Raw genomic sequence first — 17,634 nt, forward strand, 5'->3', positions numbered from 1 at the left:
ACACGCATCCTCAGACATACGTAATACGCCGAATCCGAAATCACGACAGCCGATGAACTTCCGTCATGTTGAACATGCCCAAACATACGCAACTCGTCACATCAACAATGAAGCCCCGCCTGCTTTGTGCACAGGCGGGGCCAAAACAAAAGGCAGCGGTTCAATCAGTCGCTGCAGCAACGGGAGCGGCGGTTGCGGCAGCAGGCTGCTTGGTCGGCTTGCCATCGACGGAATCACGCGGAATGCCGTACTTGTCATCATGGCGGCGCCACCAGGCGGAGAGCACCGAACCGGAGATGTTGTGCCACACGCTGAAGAACGTGGACGGGATCGCGGTGATCGGCGTCGATGCAAACGATGTCAACGCGAGCGTGGCGCCAAGGCCGGAATCCTGCATACCGACTTCGAAGGTGATGGCCTTCTGCTGCGCATAGCGGAAGCCCTTCGGATACATCTTGTACATGAGCTTCGAGAAGCCAAAACCAAGCGCATAGCCGCACAGGTTATGCAGAATCACAACAGGAATCGCCAGCAGCGTTTCGGAGCTGAACAGCTTGGACGCGTTCGCAGACACGACCACGCCGATGATCAACAGAATCGCGACCTGCGAGACAATCGGCAGCACAGGCGTGACCTTTTCAATCTTCTCCTTGAAAATCATATGGCACGTGACACCAAGCGCAACCGGCACCAGCACAATGGTCAACGCGCTGAGGAACAGCGACTGCCACGGAATCGCCACGTAGCGGGAAGCGAGCAGCTGCATCAACAGCGGAATCATGAACGGCGCAAGCAGCGTGGACAGCAGACCGATCGACACATCAAGCGCGACATCGCCGCGCGACAGGAAGCTCATCACATTCGACGACGTACCCGACGGGCAGCAACCCACCAGAATCACACCCACGGCGATAGCGCCATCAAGATGGAAAATCCAGCACAGCAAGACGGCAATCAACGGCATGATCACGTAGTGGGCGACCGTACCGACGATCACCATCAACGGTTGCTTGATGATCCGTGCGAAATCATCGACCGACAAGGTCAAACCCATGCCGAACAGAACGATCCCCAGCAGGTAACCCGTGTATCCTTTCGCCCACACGCTAATCGCAGGCACAAAGTAATTGATCGCAGCCCACACAATGACAATCAATGTGAACCATTTCGTGAGCCAGGAGGCAGCTTGCTTCACTTTTTCCATATGTTCGTTTACCCCTTTTTCGCCTACACATCAGGCGTACTGGGCATCATAGGCGGTTCAGGGGCGGCCGGGCATGAATGGTCAAGATGTGAAATGCCGACGCGACGCACACTGCGGGCAGATGCGGCAAACTCGCCGCACCATGGCGAACGGAAGACACTACTTGCCGACAAGGAATCGTGCCCGGAACGCGATTCGAACGCGCGACACCCGCTTTAGGAGAGCGGTGCTCTATCCACTGAGCTACCCGGGCAACAGATGATATTGTACACACAACCGCCCACCAGCTGTGCGCACCCGTTGTCACCGTGTTTGCGAGACCCGGATCAATGCACCTGCGAACGCTTACAGAGAGCGCCTGCGCAGAGCGCGCCGAAGCCCCTCCTATAGTGGGAGTCATGATTGACCATATGACCTTGCATGTCAACGATGCCAACCGTTCCATTGAGTTTTACACGAAAGCGCTGGCACCACTCGGGTACCTTCCCAAAGCCCATCACGAGCCGACTATCGGTTTCGGGGTGGATGATGGCACGCCGCGCAGCGATTTCTACATCTCCCCCACACAGCCCGGGACGACTCCAGCACCGACCCATATCGCGTTCCGCGCGGATAGCGAGCAGACCGTCAAGGCGTTTTATGATGCGGCGCTGGCAGCCGGTGGACGCGACAACGGAGCCCCGGGACCGCGCGCGTACCATCCGGGGTATTACGCGGCGTTTGTGCTCGACCCGGACGGCAACAATATTGAGGCGGTTGTCGATTGGTCGCATCCACAAACCGACAGGCAGGCGTAACGGACCGTCAGCGCATCGCAGCGTTCAAATCGCGTCCGCTACACTGCGGCGTCTTGGCAGAGCACGGCGTAAGATACGCAACTACACGACCGGCTACGGGCATGGCACACATTGCGTGCGCGAACCCATGCACGCGGCCGGCCAAAGTGTCGCATGCAGGAAACACAGCAATAGCGGTAAGGAAGTTGGTATGAAAACCACAGTATTGGTGTTCCACCCGAATCTTGAGACCTCACGGGTCAACAAGGAACTCGCGCAAGCCGTGCTCAACGACCCCAATCATGACGTGACCGTGCGCGACGAATACGCCACGTATCCCGACGGTCGCATCGACGTCGCCGCCGAACAGCGTCTCGTCGAGGACTCGGACCGGATCGTCCTGCAGTTCCCCTTCTACTGGTACAGCTCCCCCTCGCTGCTCAAGCTATGGGAGGACAAGGTGCTCGAATACGGCTGGGCGTACGGCTCGACCGGGCACGCGTTCGAAGGCAAGGAAATCATGCTCGCCGTTTCCGCCGGCAGTGGCGAAGCGGACTATCAGCATGATGGCTCGCACCATGCGACTATGGAGGAGCTGCTCAAACCGTTCGCAACCATGACTGACTACGTGGGTGCGCGCTATCTGCCGCCGTTCGTGGTGTACGGAGTCGGCGCGGGCATTGACGACGACACGCTTGCCGCCACCGCACGACGCTACGCGCAGGTCATCAACGAACCCGCCAAGTAAGTTGCGCCGGCGTCGGCGCATCGACGAACGGCCAATGGGAGCCCCAGACGGGCCCCATTCAACAGTCGTGTCCTCGCATACCCCTGGTGGCGAGGACACACGGGGATATGACGGGGAGCGAACGCTCGTTTGTCGCAGACCTGCACATCGACCGTGAATCGGCGACGCCTCAGCAAGTCCCGCCAGTCCCGCTAATCAGACTGTCAGTGAATCAGCGTGCCTTCCGTCGCTCGCATCGTGCACCCCTCTCATCACAGCGTCTTGAGGAACTGGCCGACGCGTGCGATGCCCTCGCTGATCGCCTCGCGGGAGGCCGCATACGACAAGCGCACATGGGTGTGCGCCGTCGCCGGACCGAAATCAGCGCCAGGAGTCAACGCGACATGCGCCTCACGCAACGCCCGCTCACAGAAGTCCCACGCGTCAAGTCCTGTGGACGACACGTTGAAATACGCGTAGAACGCACCATTCGGTTCAACTTCGACCGGCAGGCCGATACCGGCGAGCCCGTCGAGCGCCAAGCCGCGGCGCACCAGCAATTCTTGGCGACGGCGTTCGCACTCTTCCAGCGTCTGCGGCGTGAAACAGGCCAGCGCGGCATGCTGGGTCGGGGTGTGCGCACACAGGAAGTAGTTCGTGGCGAGATTGTCCGCCTCGTGCAGGATTGCTTCCGGCAGTACAGCCCAACCGAGACGCCAGCCGGTCATACCCCAGTATTTCGAGAAACTGCTGACCACAATGGCGTCCGAGTCGGCGGACAGGACGCTGCGCACATCACTGCCGTCGGGTTCCGCGTCGGCCAGATCAAGATAGGTTTCGTCCACGATTCGCCAGGCGTTGCGCGCGCGGGCCGTGTCACACACGCCTTGAAGCGCTTCGAAGGCGATGCTCGTGCCGGCGGGGTTTGACGGCGAAGTGACCATGACAGCACGGGTGCGTGGAGTCCAATACGCGTTGAGCAGGTCGGCGTTGAGATGGAAGCGGGTGGCGGCAGTTGTGGGTACGTCGATGATGTTGCCGCCGAAGGTGCGCACCAACTCGCGGTTGCACGGGTAGGACGGGTCGGCGCAGATCACATCGTCGCCTTCGTTGACGGTCAGGGCGAGGGCGAGCAGGAGGGCCGCGGAACCGCCTTCGGTGATGGCCACACGCTTGGGGTCGAGCTGGACGTGATGGCGCTGCTCGTAGAACCGTGCGATCGCCTCACGCAGCTCGGGGATGCCGAGCGCCGCAGTGTATGGGAGCGGACGTCCGTCGCACTGCTCGCGCATGGCATCGCGGACGGCTTGCGGGGCGCCGAAATCCGGTTCGCCGAGGCTGAGTTTGACGACATCGATGCCTTTGGCGATCATCCGGTCGGCTTCTTCGCCGATGGCCATAGCCCTGAACGGGTTGGATTCCTGCGCTCGCTTGGACAGTGGCGGCAGGGCGTGTGCCGGCTGGGTTGTAGCGGTGTGCTGTGCTGAGTTTTCCTGCATGGTTCGGTTCTATCGGCGCAATGCGACAAATGCGGGGGACGCCGCGGATGGGCGGCGACGCTTCTGCGGGCAGTCGGCTCGCAATCCGTGAGCTTGTCAAGAATCGTCAGCCGGGTGAGTATGTGAGCGAATCCTCACACAACTGGCATCCCACCCGTCCAAACTGCCGAATCCAGCCACCCAACCTGCCAGTATGTAAGCGAATCCTCACACGGCGACGTCCCACCGCCGCCGCCTCGACCGAATCACCCTTGTTACTCAGTGGGAATCGTGTCGTCGATGACGCCGGGCTGTCTGGCCGGCGTCGCCGTAATCTGGCGATACAACTTGGCCAGGCGCTCCTCGCGTACCGGTTTGGCCAACTCGCATTCCCACACGACGATCACCCGCCATCCGTCGGCGACCAGCTGGGCATGCTGCCGTTCGTCGCGTTCGCGGTTGCGCAGCAGTTTCGCCGTCCAGAATTCGACATTGGATTTGGGACGGGAAAAGGCCTCACAGTGTTGGTGGGCATGCCAGAAGCAGCCGTTGATGAACACGATGGTGCGCCATTTGGGCAAGACCACGTCGGGGTGTCCCGGGTAGCGTTTGTCGTTTTTGCGAAATCGCAGACCCCGCGCGAAGAGGTATTTGCGGACAAGCACCTCGATTGTCGTGTCTTTGCCGCGGATGTGTGACATCGTGTAGCTTCTGGTGCCACGCTCATAGCGGTCCGGATGGGTGGGGCGGCGGTGTCGGGTGGTGTGTTTGGTGCCGCTAGGAGCGTGTGGCTGATTGCTCATGTCGTTTCGCCTGCCTCTGTGGTTGATGTCGCATCGCCCATTATGCCCTGGCCTGTGTTCGATCGGCGGGCAGGACATAATTCAGCACGATGTCGCAAGAACGATGTCGAGCATCGATTCCGATGGTGCGGAAAGGATACCGAAAGTTTGGCGGCATCTAGGGGCGAGATGTCAATCCCGAAACGTTGACATTCCGCCAATCCCGCCACCGTCTGCCGCCAAGGGCGACACGCGCGGCGCTTGGAAGCGCTCCACACCAGCAATATCGACATCGGAAATCCACCGTATGGAGTGCGTATCACGATTGCGCACCACGGAACGGGCATGAGAGTGTCGCATTACGGGTGTTGCGCATATCGTGCATTCCCTCTTCCGAAGTACTTATGGTCAAAGTGACTTATTGTCATGCCGCTTTCCTTGGAACGGCGGCAGCACGCAAACGCCACACCCCCTTATAGTCATGTTGACTATAAGTCGTAGCGTAGTGGCTACCGACGAACATACGGCGAAAGGAGCAGGCGATGCGCATCTCAGCCAATGTCAGCGAGCGCGCCAAAGAACCGCCGAATATCGGCGTGTCCGTCGTGATTCTCGCGCTCGGCCCTTCCGACATGGACGCCCACGGATCGCTTTCCGCGCCAGCCGGCGCCGATGCTTCCGGTAACGATACGATTCCGACCTTGCGTATCCCCCTTGTGTGTCGCATCCGCCAACCCTTCCTTGGCGATTGGGCCCTGCCGGGCGGCGATCTGCAAGGCGGCCGGTCCCTCGAATTCGCCGCCGAACAAGCGTTGCACTCCACCACCAGCCTGCACCCGCAATATCTCGAACAGCTGTATACTTTCGGCGACCCGAGCCGCTCGCATGGTGGCCTGCCGATGGTGTCCATCGTGTATTGGGCGCTCATCGGCGAAACCGAGGCGAAAGATTTCCACGAAGCACAGAACGTTCGCTGGTTCCCTGTGAATCAGTTGCCGCCGCTCGCGTTCGACCACAAGGACATCATCGATTACGCACTGACCCGCGTGCGCAACAAAATCGAGTATTCGGATATTGCAACCCGATTGGTCGGCAGCGAATTCACGCTCAGCCAGCTACGCAACGTGTACGAGGCGATCTATGGCAGGAAGCTTGACCCGCCGAATTTCCGTCGCCGGATGCTCTCGACCGGCATGGTCGAACCGACCGGTGAGAAACTCGCCCGTGGCGCGCATCGGCCCGCATCCCTGTACCGATACGCCGCGCATCCGGGGACGAGTAAACCCCAAAACGCAACAGCCCGCCAGTAACCCCAATCCAGCACAACATTTCAACCAACCCGTTTCACTCGCGGATGACACGCGATACTCCACCCGCGACAACCGAAAGGAACACCATGACATCCGTAGACGCGATCATCGAACGACTCGGAGCAACCCGCACCTGTGACGCCGGCCTGACCAAAGACCCGTGGGCCTTCGACACCACCAAACCGTCCTACGGCCCAGGAGCCAGCGCGCTCGACCTGATTCCCCGCAACGCTCCGCGCCAGCAGCCGCTCGGCAAAGAGTACACGGAAGCAAGCGACGAGGAGCTCCAGGAACGCATCATCGATGCGAAACACAAACTGGGCAGCAAGCTGCTGATCCTCGGCCACTTCTACCAGCGTGACGAGATCATCGTGCACGCCGACTATGTGGGCGACTCGTTCCAGCTGTCCAAGAACGCCGCAACCCGACCGGAAGCCGACAACATCGTCTTCTGCGGCGTCCACTTCATGGCCGAAACCGCTGATATCCTCTCCACCCCACGTCAGAACGTGATCCTGCCGAATATGTCCGCAGGCTGCTCGATGGCCGACATGGCCAACATCGACCAGGTGACCGACTGCTGGGAACAGCTGACCGACATCTGCGGAAACACCCCGGACACCGACGGCAAGCAGCAGATCATCCCCGTCACGTATATGAACTCCTCGGCCGCACTCAAAGCGTTCTGCGGTCGAAACGGCGGCATCGTGTGCACCAGCTCGAACGCGCGCGCGGTGCTTGAATGGGCGTTCGAACGCGGCAAGCGCGTCCTGTTCTTCCCCGACCAGCACCTGGGCCGCAACACGGCGCTCGCCATGGGTATGAGCCTCGACCAGATGCCGCTGTGGGACCCGTTCAAGGCGAACGGCGGGGCCACGCCCGAGCAGTATGCGAATGCGAAGATGATTCTGTGGAAGGGCTTCTGCTCCGTCCACCAGCGTTTCACCGTCGAGCAGATCGAGCGCGCACGCAAAGCCTACCCCGGTGTCAAGGTCATCGTCCACCCCGAATGCTCAATGGACGTGGTCAACGCCGCCGACGGCACCGGCTCAACCGCCTACATCGTCAAGGAAATCGAGAACGCGCCCGCCGGCAGCGCCATCGCCGTGGGCACCGAAATCAACCTCGTCAACCGGCTCGCCGCCCAGCACCCGGACAAAACCGTGTTCTGCCTCGACCCGGTCGTCTGCCCGTGCTCCACGATGTACCGCATCCACCCCGCGTATCTTGCATGGGCGCTGGAGAATCTCGTGGACGGCAAGGTCGTCAACAAGATCGTCGTGGACCCGCAGACCGCAAGTGAAGCGAAAATCGCGCTCGACCGCATGCTGCGCGTCCACCCGTGACCTTGCGGCGGCACGGCTGACTCACCTCTTTCCGGCTTGGCCGACAGGAGCGGCGGGATCGCATATGCGTCCCATTGCCTGCCGGCCGGGCCGTCGATGCCCGAAACTGATACGGGAATACACGAATCGTAGGCAATCATGACCTCACTGACCCAAGACAACACCACAACCACGCCTGCCAAGGAGACATCCAGCACGACCGGCACACCTGGCGAACCAACCATCGCCGTCATCGGCGCAGGCATCGCCGGACTGAGCGCCGCGCTCGCCGTCGCGAACGGCTACCCGGATGCCGGCCTGCCCGGTCAACACGTGACACTCATCACGAAAACCGATCTGGTCGAATCGAACACATACCACGCCCAAGGCGGTATCGCGGCCGCAATCTTCCCCGACGACGACCCGAAACTGCATGCGAAGGACACCCTCGCGGCAGGTGCTGGCCTATGCGAACCGAAGGCCGTGGATATTCTCACCCGCGAAGGCGCCGAACAGGTGCGCAGGCTCATCGGCGCCGGCGTGCGCTTCGACAAGCACCCGGACGGCACGTTGCTGCGCGGATTGGAAGCCGCGCACAGCCGCAGCCGCGTCGTGCACGCGGGCGGGGACGCGACCGGCAAGATTGTCGAGCTTGATGTCAGTGCCATCGCACGCGACACGCCGAACATCCATATCATCGAGCACGCGTTCGTCGTGGATTTGGTCACTGAACCGATTGATACGCACTCCCCCGCGGCTGGCGAGGCGCGAACGGCTGGCGTTACCAGTGCCGTTCGTGGTGTTCGCTTGTTTGACACGGCCACTGGCGAGCAGCGTACGCTGGCATGCAATCGTGTGATTCTCGCGACCGGTGGCGCCGGACGACTGTACCCGTTCACCACGAATCCGCAGGTCGCCACCGGTGACGGGCTGGCCGCCGCATGGCGTGCCGGAGCCCAAGTCGCCGACCTCGAGTTCTACCAGTTCCACCCCACCGCGCTCGGTGTGGGTGAGCACTTCCTGATTTCCGAAGCGGTACGCGGCGAAGGCGCAACCTTGCTCAACGAACGCGGCGAACGGTATATGACCACGATCGACCCGCGTGCTGAACTCGCCCCACGCGACGTGGTCGCCCGCGAAAACTTCCGCCAGATGATGGCCCAAGGCGGGCGTCCGGTGCTTTTGGACGCGACCGCCATCGGACGCAAGATGGGTTTGGATCAGGCCGGGCTTACAGCGTTCCTCAAACGCCGCTTCCCCACCATTGACGCCTACACCCGTTCCATGGGCTTTGATTGGAGCCGTGAACCGATTCCCGTCACCCCGGCGGCACACTACTGGATGGGCGGCATCCGTACCGATGTGTGGGCACGCACCAGCATCCGCGGATTGTATGCGGCAGGCGAATGCGCCCGCACAGGCGTACAAGGCGCGAACCGTTTGGCATCGAACTCGCTGCTTGAAGGATTGGCATACGGCCGCCGTGCCGGACTCGCCGCACTACGCGATACCGATGCCGCCGTCTGGCAGCCCCAGTCGCTGCTGGGCAGTGCCGCGAACGCACAGACCCGCGAAATCACCGAACCGCAGACACTCGCCATACCAAGCCCCGACACCCAAGTCGATACCGATGCCAAACCAGCCGATGTGCGCGACGCCATCGAGCAGACCATGTGGCACGGCGTCGGCGTGCTTCGCGATGCCGACGGCCTGAGCCACGCCCAAAACCGTCTGACCGGCCTTGTCGAGCAGACGCAGGCACAGGCGCAAGCCGCGTTGTCCAAGATGGCCGAAAAACCGAAGACCGACGGCACCGCCGCAACCACAACCACGCCCGCAACCGCATCGGTGCCCACGCCCGACGATATTGCGAATACCGTAACCGCTTTGGAAAACCGTAATCTCGCCACCATCGGACTGATCGCCGCCACCGCCGCCCTGGCTCGAACCGAGTCGCGCGGCGCACACGCCCGCACCGATTTCCCGGATACCGACAGCGTCCAGGCCTGCTCGCGGCCATTCATCCGCGGCTGAACCGCATCACAGCGCGGAATCCACGCAATACAGCACATGCAAGAAAGGGAGACAGTCATGCTCACCCGTCTAGTCATTGAAGAGGCAGTCCGCCGTGCACTCATGGAAGACGCGCCGACCGGAGACATCACCGCAACGACCACCATCCCGGCCGACGAGGCCGCGACCGCCATACTGCGCGCCCGCGAAGACGGCGTGTTCAGCGGCGCGGACGTGTTCGCCGCCGCCTTCCACGAAATCGACCCAACCATCCAAGTCACCATGCACATCACGGACGGCGAGCGCTTCACTGCTGGCGATACCCTCGCCGAAATCCGCGGCAACGCTCGCGGCATGCTGACCGCCGAACGCGTCGCCCTGAACTTCACCCAACGTATGAGCGGTATCGCGACGATGACCCGTGCGTTCGTGGACGCGGCGAATGCGGCGCCGGGTTCGCACGCCCGTATCGCGGATACGCGCAAAACCGTGCCCGGACTGAGGCCTTTCGACAAGTATGCGGTTGTCTGCGGCTGCGGCCACAACCACCGTTACGGCCTGTCCGACGCGGTGATGGTCAAAGACAATCACGTGGCCGCCATGCAGGCCGTAGGGCTCGGCCTCGCCGCCGGTATCCGGCACATCCGCGAACAAGTCGGGCACACTACGCATATCGAGGTGGAAGTTGACCGTCTCGACCAGATTCCGGCAGCGCTCGAAGGTGGTGCGGACACCATCATGCTGGACAATTTCTCGCTCGAGGACACACGTACAGGCGTCGCCATGATCGCCGGCCGGGCGATCGTGGAAGCCTCCGGCACGATGACTTTGGAACGTGTCCCGCAAGTCGCCTCGACCGGCGTGGACGTGATTTCCGTCGGCGCGCTCACCCATTCCGTACGGGCGATCGATCTCGGATTGGATTGGGCATGACCGGGCAGGCGATCCCCGAACGTCAGCACACCACGTCGGATAATCCGGCAGCCGGCTCACAGCATGAACTGTATCTTGATGCTGCGGCATCCGACGCGGTATCGGCAGATGTCATCAATGCGATGATCCCGTTCCTGACCGATGGGTACGGCAATCCTTCAAGCGTTCACGCAAGCGGAAAAACAGCGGCCCGAGCGCTTGACGCGGCACGCGCCTCCTTCGCCGCCGACTTGGGGGCACGGCCGAACGACGTGATTTTCACCTCCGGAGGCACGGAAGCAGACAATCTCGCCATCAAAGGCATTGCGCTCGCCCAGATCAGGCGCGAACGGAACACCACCACGACATCACCGGTACCACCGAAGCGAATCCTCATCTCGGCGGTGGAGCATCCTGCGGTCGCCCAATCCGCGCAATGGTTGCATGATTTCTTCGGTTTCGACGTGGTGCGTATTCCCGTTGACGCGCAGGCTCATCTCGATCTCGACGCGCTCTCCCACGAAGCCGAGCAGGGGGCGGCCCTCGCATGCATCATGATGGCGAATAACGAGGTGGGCACGATTGAGCCGGTGGACCACGCGGTGCGTATCTGCCACGCTGCAGGAGTGCCTGTCCATGTGGACGCCGTGCAGGCGGCCGGCACGATTCCGGTGGATTTTCGCGGGCTTGACGCCGATACGCTTGCCATATCCGGTCATAAGTTCGGCGCCCCGAAGGGCTTGGGGGCTCTGCTCGCTCGCAGTCGTGTGGCTATCGAACCGCTGATGAGCGGCGGCGGGCAGGAGCGTGGAGTGCGTTCCGGCACGCCGAATGTCGCGGGTGCGATCGCATTGGCGGTCGCATTGCGTGAGGCGTGTTCTGGTATGGAGGAGCGCAACACCCGTCTGGCCGCGTCGCGTGACGTCCTCATCACGGCTATCCGAGACGCGGTTCCGGGTGCGACACTGACCGGTGATCCAACGAACCGGCTGCCCGGTCATGCTTCATTCGTGTTCCCGAATGTCAACGGTGAGGCACTGCTTGTCGATTTGGATGCTCGCGGTGTCGAAGTGTCCTCAGGTTCGGCGTGCGCTATCGGCAGGCATGAGGCCCCCGGCACACTGCTGGCCATGGGATTGAGCGAGACGGATGCGAAATCCGCGCTGCGATTCTCTTTCCGCGAGCCACTGCATGATGCGGATATCCGCCGGATAGCGAAGGCGTTACGCGATTCCATGACCGCGTTGCACGTGCCCGATTTCGCTCCACTGAACTGAGCGAAACCTCAACATCCGCACGCCGGGCGGGCCGGCCGCGCAGCACCGGCTCCGACCCGCCCGGGCGAGTTTCAGTCCGCTGTCGTCTGCCCGCTCTGGCTGGCTTCACGATACTGTTCCAGCCACGGGGCGATTTTCGTTTCCATACCGGAATGCTTGGGATGGTAATACTGTGCATCCTCAATACCGTACGGCAGGTACTGTTGGCGCACGAATCCGCCGAAATCATGCGGATTGCGATACCCCGTATCCGTGCTCGCGCTGGTACTGCTGTCGCCGAAGCCTTTGGTGCTGCGCAAATGCATCGGCACAATACCGAGTTTGCCGCCGGCGATATCGGCTTTGGCGGCAAGCGCGGCTTGGAGTACCGCATCAGATTTCGGGGCGATGGCAACGGCGATAACCGCTTCAAGCAGGGGAACGCGAGCATCCGGCATGCCGACAAGCGCCACAGCCTGCGCCGCCGATACGGCGGTTTGCAAAGCTTGAGGCTGTGCCATACCGACATCCTCCGCCGCACACACGATGACGCGACGGGCGATGAACTGCGGGTCTTCTCCCGCTTCGAGCATGCGGGTCGCCCAATAGATTGAGGCGTCCACGTCGGAACCGCGCATCGATTTGACCAGCGCACTGGCCATATCGTAATGGTCTTCGACGCTGCATGACGGCAGGTTGTCGACTACGGTGCGCACGTCGTCGGAGGTCAACAGCGCGTCCGTTCCCTCATCTTGGGCACGATGCGACGCGCGTGACGCCGCGGCTTCCAACGTGGTCAACGCATGTCGGGCGTCGCCGCCGCTGCTCAAGATGATCAGTTTGCGCGCGTCGGGTTCCAGGCTGATTCTGCCGTCGAGACCGTCCGGTGAGGCGACAGCACGGTCAATGATCTGCTCCAAGCCGTTGATGCCCAACTGGTGCAGATGCACGATAATGCAACGGCTCAGCAGTGCCGGCGCGAGTGTGCTTGACGGCGCTTCCGTAGTCGCTGCGATGAACGTGACCAGCCGCTTTTCCACCGCCGGCAGCAGCATATCCTGTTCTTCGCGTGAATACCGGTGGATTTCGTCGATGAACAGGACGGTTTCCTCACCGCGGCGCTTGAGACGTTCCGCCGCGGACAGGGCGCTACGCAGCTCATCGACTTGGGAGTCGACGGCGGACAGTTCGATCATACGCCGGTGCGATTGCGAGGCCACCAGATGCGCAATCGTGGTTTTACCGGTTCCAGGAGGGCCGTACAGCAGGGCGGCACCGGGAACGACCACTTGTGAAGCTCCCGGCATTTGTGCCATGATCCGTAGTGGCGAACTCGGTTCCAACACTTCATCCTGGCCGATGACATCATCAAGGTTTTTCGGACGCATGCGATCCGCCAGCGGCTTGAGGATAACGTTTTGCTCCGACTCCCCGGACGTATTCGCCGCGTCGCCCGCATACCGCGCTTCTATGCTCATAGTCTCTCCCGACTTGTGCTCTTCCGGCCGTGGCTGCTGTGCCGTCATGACCAGCGGTGACATCAGTATCATCCGCTTGCCATGCGTGACCGTTGTGGTTTTTCCGAACCTTACGTCATTGTAATGCGCATCCGGCATGAAAACATGCGGTATCGCCACGGATTGGCACGTAGAACGTTCTACTTTATGATTGTCGGCAAGTTCAGAGCGTATACGCATGCCCATCGTGCGAGCGGATACACACGATGGGCATGTTGATTGGCGTACGCGGGGCGCATACCCTGCGTACTGGCGTTCAATGCGTCAAATGACGGGCACGACGGTCGCCGATCCACTGGATGATTTGCACCAGCACGATCAGGATGACCACGATGACCAGCAGCACACCGGTTTCGTAGCGATTGTAGCCGTACTGGATGGCCATGTCTCCGATACCGCCCGCACCGATGGTGCCGACCATGGCAGAAGCGCCGATCAGCGAGATGATCATGAGGACCACGCCGCGCACGAAACTCGGGCGAGCCTGCGGCAGCACCGCACCGGTCAGCACCTGCCGCGTGGTCGCCCCCGTGGACAGGCACGCTTCGATGATGCCGTCATCGACTTCGGAGAACGCGCTTTCACTGATACGCGCGAAATACGGGACCGCGGATACCGACAGCGCAATCGCGCCGCCGGTCGGCGTGTACGGGTCGCCGATCAAGGCTTGGACCACCGGGATGAGTACGACCAGCAGGATCAGGAACGGCAGCGAGCGGATCGCGTTCACAATGAAACCGACCACACTGTTGAGCACATGATTGGGGTGGAACAGCCGGTTTTCGGTCAAATACAGCAGCAGGCCGACCAGCGAGCCGAGCACCACGCCGACCACAGCGGAAACCACCACCATGTACGCCGTGTCGATAAGCGCCTGCGGCAAATGCTCCTGCAGAATCTGCCATGTGGAATCCATGTCACTCCTCCCCTTGTTGTCCGTCGCCACGCGCCGGCTGGGCGAGCTGCTTGCGATCAAGCTCGCGATAGCTGTACACGTGCGTTTTCAGCGTGTTCAATGCCGCGGCGAGCGTCTCGGCCGGCCCGTCGACCAGCACGATAAGCGTGCCGATCGGCTTGGGGCCGAAATATTCGACATCGCCGTGCAGCACGTTGATGCTGACACCATACTGGCGGGTGACATCGGAAATCAGGGGCTCCAACGCCCCGTCACCGCGGTAGCGCAGTTCCACAATCGTGCCCGCAGGCAGCGAAGGCACCAGTTGCGGCGGGATAGCGATTCCGAGATACCGGTCGACCAGGGATTTGGTGGTCGGGTGTTTCGGCGCGCTGAACACGTCGAAAGTCTCCCCCTGCTCGACGATCTGTCCATCCTCCATTACGGCCACATGGTCGAAGATCTGCTTGGCGACATCAAGCTGGTGGGTGATGAACACGATGGTGATACCGATTTCGGCGTTGATGCGTTTGAGCAGCGCGAGAATCTCCTCAGTGGTTTCCAGATCAAGCGCGCTGGTCGCCTCATCGCACAGCAGGATCTGCGGGTTGTTGGCGAGCGCCCGTGCGATGGCGACACGCTGCTTCTGCCCGCCGGACAGGCTGGAAGGGTAGCTGTCGATTTTGCTGTCAAGCCCGACGAGTTTGAGCAGTTCGACGGTCCGATCATGCCATGCGGCTTTGTCGACGCCGCCGGCTTTCAACGCGAATGCGATATTCGCGCCGACGGTGATGTTGTCGATCAGGTTGAAGCTTTGGAAGACGAACCCGATGTTGCGGCGCAGTTTGCGCAGTTCGTCGCCGGTTGCCGCGGTGATGTCCTTGCCGTCGATGAGCACGCGGCCCTGGGTGGGCCGTTCGAGCAGGTTGATGGTGCGTACGAGTGTGCTTTTGCCGGCTCCGGAGAATCCGACGATGCCGAATATCTCGCCTTGTTCGATCTTGAGACTGACACCACGGACCGCTTCTACGGTTTTATGCCGTTCGTGGAAGGTGACGTGGACGTCTTGCAGTTCGATGATGTTCACGGGGCCTCACTCTTTCCAGCTTGCCGGCTTGCCGAAGTCCTTGAACTCGCTCTTGGCGATGGCGTCCTTGTACTCCTGGCTGGTGAGCAGCGCCTTGACTTTCTTGGCGAAGTCGCTGTTCTTGTCCTTGGTGCGCACGACGAAGACCTCCATCACGCCGCTGGTTTGCTTTTCGAGGGCGAGCGCGCTGGACGGCTTGAGGTTCGCGGCCCACGAGTAGTTGCCGGGAACGAGCGCGAAGTCGACATTGTCGAGGGAGCGCACGAGCTGGGCGGCGTCGAGGGTCTTGAATTTGAGGTTCTTCGGGTTGCTCTTCACGTCGTCGATGGTCGCTTTGGTCGCGTCGACGTCACCGTTCAAGGTGACGAGCTTGTTCTGTTCGAGCACGCCGAGGGAACGGGCGAGGTTGCTGGCGTCGTTGGCGATGGCGACGGTGGCGCCGTCCGGAATCTCGCTGATCTTCTTGTACTTGTTGGAGTAGATGCCCAGGCCGAGGGTCGGGGTCTGGCCGAGCGAGGTGAGGTCAAGGTGATTGTCGGCAGTGAACTTCTTCAAATAGTTGCCGTGCTGGAACAGGTTCGCCTGGATGCTGCCGGAGGCGAGCGCCTTGTTGGGCTGCACGTAGTCGGTGAATTCCTTGGTGGTCAGCTCGTACCCGTCGTCCTTGAGCAGCGGGGCGAACACCTTCTTGACCATGTCACCGTACGGGCCGGGGCACACGCCGACAACGATCTTCGTGGTCTTGCCTTTGGTGGAGTCGAGGCTGGCGGTCGAGGCGTTGCTTGAGCCGCAGGCGCCGAGACCGGCGGCCAGCATGATGCCGGCGGCCGTTGCTGCGATGAGTTTCCTACTGGTGTTCCACACGGTGCGTACTGACATTGCTCTCTCCTTGGCTCGCCCGGACAGTGCCCGGACTGTTTGGTTGTTTGGTTTCGCCGCAATCTGGGGCCGGTGGCTTCTTCTGGCTGGTTCAGCGGCGTTGGTTGTAATGTACGGCCGTGTTGGGCGGGATGCGCCGGCGTGGCTATCAGCTGTGATTATGACGCTTGCCATGGCGGACACCAAAACATCAAAATCCTTGATATTCCGCGGTTTTCAGTGTTTCTTTGCCTGTTATCGATTCTGCTTTGATGCCGTTATCGACATGGATGCCGCCGTGCATGCGATTGGTTGGCGATGTGTTGGAAATACAGCGGTGCGGCCGGGGTGTCCGGCCGCACCGTGGGTTTGGATGGTCAGGTTGTCGGCAATATCAGCATGGCAATATCAGCATGGCCGACGATATGCAGGTTACTTCAGGCTCGCCTCCTCGGCGGCGATGACATCGGGATGGTGGATGGCGAACGCGCGTTCCGCCAGATGCAACTCGTCGGTGACAAACTCGTGCAGCTTGCACACATACCCATGCTCGCGTCCGATACGCGCGATGTAGCCGTTGATGTAGTCGACCTCGGTCGGCCTGCCCTTGGTCAGGTCCTGGTACATGGACGGGAAGTGCAGCGGATGGGCCACGCCGGCGGTGTGCAGAATCGTCTTGACTTCCGACTCGCGGGTCCCCAACAGGGTGATGCCCGCGTGTTCGGCCGCGCTGTATGCTTCGTCCACAAGCTCTTCGGTCATGCGTTTGGCCACGTCGGAGCCTTCGAATTCGCCGAAACGGATGAGGAACATGGTGCACAGGGTGTTGAGCACCGAGTTGAACACGATTTTCGCCATGCACATGCCCAGGAAGTTGTCCACGATGGTGGGGTTGAGTGTCGCGGCCTTGAAATCGTCGAATATCTGCTGCTCGGCGGGGCTGACCGCGGTTTGCGTTTCGTCATAGCAGCACATGTTCATCGCTTTCGCGTGGGCGCCGCCGGTGAAGTTCACATCGCCGGGACCGTAGACGACCGCCCCGATCAGTGCGGTTCCGCCGATGATATGGTCCTTGGGGAAGTATTCGGCGAGTTTTTCGAAATGCCCGTACCCGTTCATCGCGGAGAACACGTACTGACGGTCGTTGAACAGGTGGGCGCACCGTTTGAGCACCCCGTCGAGCTGCATCTGCTTGACGAACACGATCCACACGTCCGGGTCACCGTGATACTCCTCCGGGTAGTAGACGTTGATGGGCACGAGGTGACGGTCCTTCTCATCCTGCGAACAGTACACGCCGCCCTGTTCATGGATTTTCTCGACGTTCGGACGCCATGTGTCGATGAAGTCGACATCCTTGCCGGCGAATTCCTGGAGCAGCACGCCGTACTGCGTACCCATGCCGCCGGTTCCGATCACTGCGTATTTCATTGGTTTCCTTACTGTTGTGTGCTGGTTGGCCATATTGTTCGTTGATGAGATGTGCGGGCGTAC

Annotated in this window: 15 protein-coding genes and 1 tRNA gene; 7 read left to right on the forward strand and 9 right to left on the reverse strand. The window is 61.3% G+C overall.

Going from position 1 to position 17,634, the window contains the following annotated elements; translation table 11 throughout:
- Positions 1-160: 160 nt before the first annotated feature.
- Entirely contained in the window at positions 161-1,204 is a 1,044-nt protein-coding gene (locus BBOU_RS06785; RefSeq protein ID WP_026502303.1) for a bile acid:sodium symporter family protein, read from the reverse strand.
- Between the two features lie 180 nt (positions 1,205-1,384).
- Positions 1,385-1,457, reverse strand: a tRNA-Arg gene (locus BBOU_RS06790).
- Between the two features lie 145 nt (positions 1,458-1,602).
- Between BBOU_RS06790 and BBOU_RS06795 the strand changes: the two genes are divergently transcribed.
- Positions 1,603-2,001 carry a VOC family protein gene (locus BBOU_RS06795; protein ID WP_026502304.1) on the forward strand — a complete coding sequence of 133 codons (399 nt, stop codon included), beginning with the start codon at positions 1,603-1,605 and terminating at the stop codon, positions 1,999-2,001.
- Between the two features lie 190 nt (positions 2,002-2,191).
- Positions 2,192-2,728 (forward strand): NAD(P)H-dependent oxidoreductase, encoded by a 537-nt coding sequence (locus tag BBOU_RS06800; RefSeq protein WP_026502305.1) that lies wholly within the window; start codon positions 2,192-2,194, stop codon positions 2,726-2,728.
- Positions 2,729-2,979: 251 nt separating this feature from the next.
- Here the strand turns inward: BBOU_RS06800 and BBOU_RS06805 are convergent, their stop codons facing one another.
- On the reverse strand, positions 2,980-4,206 hold the full coding sequence (locus BBOU_RS06805; RefSeq protein ID WP_051616585.1) for an aminotransferase class I/II-fold pyridoxal phosphate-dependent enzyme: 1,227 nt from the start codon (positions 4,204-4,206) through the stop codon (positions 2,980-2,982).
- Between the two features lie 254 nt (positions 4,207-4,460).
- On the reverse strand, positions 4,461-4,988 hold the full coding sequence (locus tag BBOU_RS06810) for a very short patch repair endonuclease (protein ID WP_081815436.1): 528 nt from the start codon (positions 4,986-4,988) through the stop codon (positions 4,461-4,463).
- 521 nt (positions 4,989-5,509) lie between these two features.
- Between BBOU_RS06810 and BBOU_RS06815 the strand changes: the two genes are divergently transcribed.
- From BBOU_RS06815 to BBOU_RS06835, 5 genes are all read left to right on the forward strand, one after another.
- A complete protein-coding gene (locus BBOU_RS06815; RefSeq protein ID WP_051616586.1) occupies positions 5,510-6,277 on the forward strand; it encodes an NUDIX hydrolase in 768 nt (255 codons plus the stop codon).
- A gap of 86 nt (positions 6,278-6,363) precedes the next feature.
- A complete protein-coding gene (gene nadA / locus BBOU_RS06820; RefSeq protein ID WP_026502307.1) occupies positions 6,364-7,623 on the forward strand; it encodes a quinolinate synthase NadA in 1,260 nt (419 codons plus the stop codon).
- A gap of 138 nt (positions 7,624-7,761) precedes the next feature.
- Positions 7,762-9,636, forward strand: coding sequence for an L-aspartate oxidase (gene nadB, locus BBOU_RS06825; RefSeq protein WP_238552129.1), 1,875 nt, complete (start codon positions 7,762-7,764; stop codon positions 9,634-9,636).
- 57 nt (positions 9,637-9,693) lie between these two features.
- A complete protein-coding gene (gene nadC / locus BBOU_RS06830) occupies positions 9,694-10,548 on the forward strand; it encodes a carboxylating nicotinate-nucleotide diphosphorylase (RefSeq protein ID WP_026502308.1) in 855 nt (284 codons plus the stop codon).
- Positions 10,545-11,804, forward strand: a complete 1,260-nt coding sequence (locus tag BBOU_RS06835) for a cysteine desulfurase family protein (protein ID WP_051616588.1) — start codon at positions 10,545-10,547, stop codon at positions 11,802-11,804. The genes nadC and BBOU_RS06835 overlap by 4 nt, the downstream gene beginning before the upstream one ends.
- A gap of 71 nt (positions 11,805-11,875) precedes the next feature.
- Here BBOU_RS06835 and BBOU_RS06840 read toward each other — a convergent pair whose 3' ends face one another.
- The 5 genes from BBOU_RS06840 to BBOU_RS06860 all read right to left on the reverse strand — a co-directional run bounded on the left by BBOU_RS06840 (position 11,876) and on the right by BBOU_RS06860 (position 17,571).
- A complete protein-coding gene (locus tag BBOU_RS06840) occupies positions 11,876-13,261 on the reverse strand; it encodes a replication-associated recombination protein A (protein ID WP_081815452.1) in 1,386 nt (461 codons plus the stop codon).
- A gap of 295 nt (positions 13,262-13,556) precedes the next feature.
- Entirely contained in the window at positions 13,557-14,216 is a 660-nt protein-coding gene (locus BBOU_RS06845) for a methionine ABC transporter permease (protein ID WP_026502310.1), read from the reverse strand.
- Position 14,217: 1 nt separating this feature from the next.
- Entirely contained in the window at positions 14,218-15,282 is a 1,065-nt protein-coding gene (locus BBOU_RS06850) for a methionine ABC transporter ATP-binding protein (RefSeq protein WP_026502311.1), read from the reverse strand.
- A gap of 6 nt (positions 15,283-15,288) precedes the next feature.
- Positions 15,289-16,161 (reverse strand): MetQ/NlpA family ABC transporter substrate-binding protein, encoded by an 873-nt coding sequence (locus tag BBOU_RS06855; protein ID WP_026502312.1) that lies wholly within the window; start codon positions 16,159-16,161, stop codon positions 15,289-15,291.
- Between the two features lie 411 nt (positions 16,162-16,572).
- Positions 16,573-17,571 (reverse strand): ketopantoate reductase family protein, encoded by a 999-nt coding sequence (locus BBOU_RS06860; RefSeq protein ID WP_026502313.1) that lies wholly within the window; start codon positions 17,569-17,571, stop codon positions 16,573-16,575.
- Positions 17,572-17,634 lie beyond the last annotated feature (63 nt).

Origin of the sequence: Bifidobacterium boum (assembly GCF_000741535.1) — a bacterium.
Lineage (GTDB): Bacteria > Actinomycetota > Actinomycetes > Actinomycetales > Bifidobacteriaceae > Bifidobacterium > Bifidobacterium boum.

Coding starts and splice junctions, on each gene's coding strand:
- nadC (WP_026502308.1), top strand. CDS start 9,694: ATGCTCACCCGTCTAGTCATTGAAGAGGCAGTCCGCCGTGCACTCATG.
- BBOU_RS06815 (WP_051616586.1), top strand. CDS start 5,510: ATGCGCATCTCAGCCAATGTCAGCGAGCGCGCCAAAGAACCGCCGAAT.
- nadA (WP_026502307.1), top strand. CDS start 6,364: ATGACATCCGTAGACGCGATCATCGAACGACTCGGAGCAACCCGCACC.
- BBOU_RS06860 (WP_026502313.1), bottom strand. CDS start 17,571: ATGAAATACGCAGTGATCGGAACCGGCGGCATGGGTACGCAGTACGGC.
- nadB (WP_238552129.1), top strand. CDS start 7,762: ATGACCTCACTGACCCAAGACAACACCACAACCACGCCTGCCAAGGAG.
- BBOU_RS06845 (WP_026502310.1), bottom strand. CDS start 14,216: ATGGATTCCACATGGCAGATTCTGCAGGAGCATTTGCCGCAGGCGCTT.
- BBOU_RS06785 (WP_026502303.1), bottom strand. CDS start 1,204: ATGGAAAAAGTGAAGCAAGCTGCCTCCTGGCTCACGAAATGGTTCACA.
- BBOU_RS06840 (WP_081815452.1), bottom strand. CDS start 13,261: ATGAGCATAGAAGCGCGGTATGCGGGCGACGCGGCGAATACGTCCGGG.
- BBOU_RS06800 (WP_026502305.1), top strand. CDS start 2,192: ATGAAAACCACAGTATTGGTGTTCCACCCGAATCTTGAGACCTCACGG.
- BBOU_RS06795 (WP_026502304.1), top strand. CDS start 1,603: ATGATTGACCATATGACCTTGCATGTCAACGATGCCAACCGTTCCATT.
- BBOU_RS06810 (WP_081815436.1), bottom strand. CDS start 4,988: ATGAGCAATCAGCCACACGCTCCTAGCGGCACCAAACACACCACCCGA.
- BBOU_RS06835 (WP_051616588.1), top strand. CDS start 10,545: ATGACCGGGCAGGCGATCCCCGAACGTCAGCACACCACGTCGGATAAT.
- BBOU_RS06805 (WP_051616585.1), bottom strand. CDS start 4,206: ATGCAGGAAAACTCAGCACAGCACACCGCTACAACCCAGCCGGCACAC.
- BBOU_RS06855 (WP_026502312.1), bottom strand. CDS start 16,161: ATGTCAGTACGCACCGTGTGGAACACCAGTAGGAAACTCATCGCAGCA.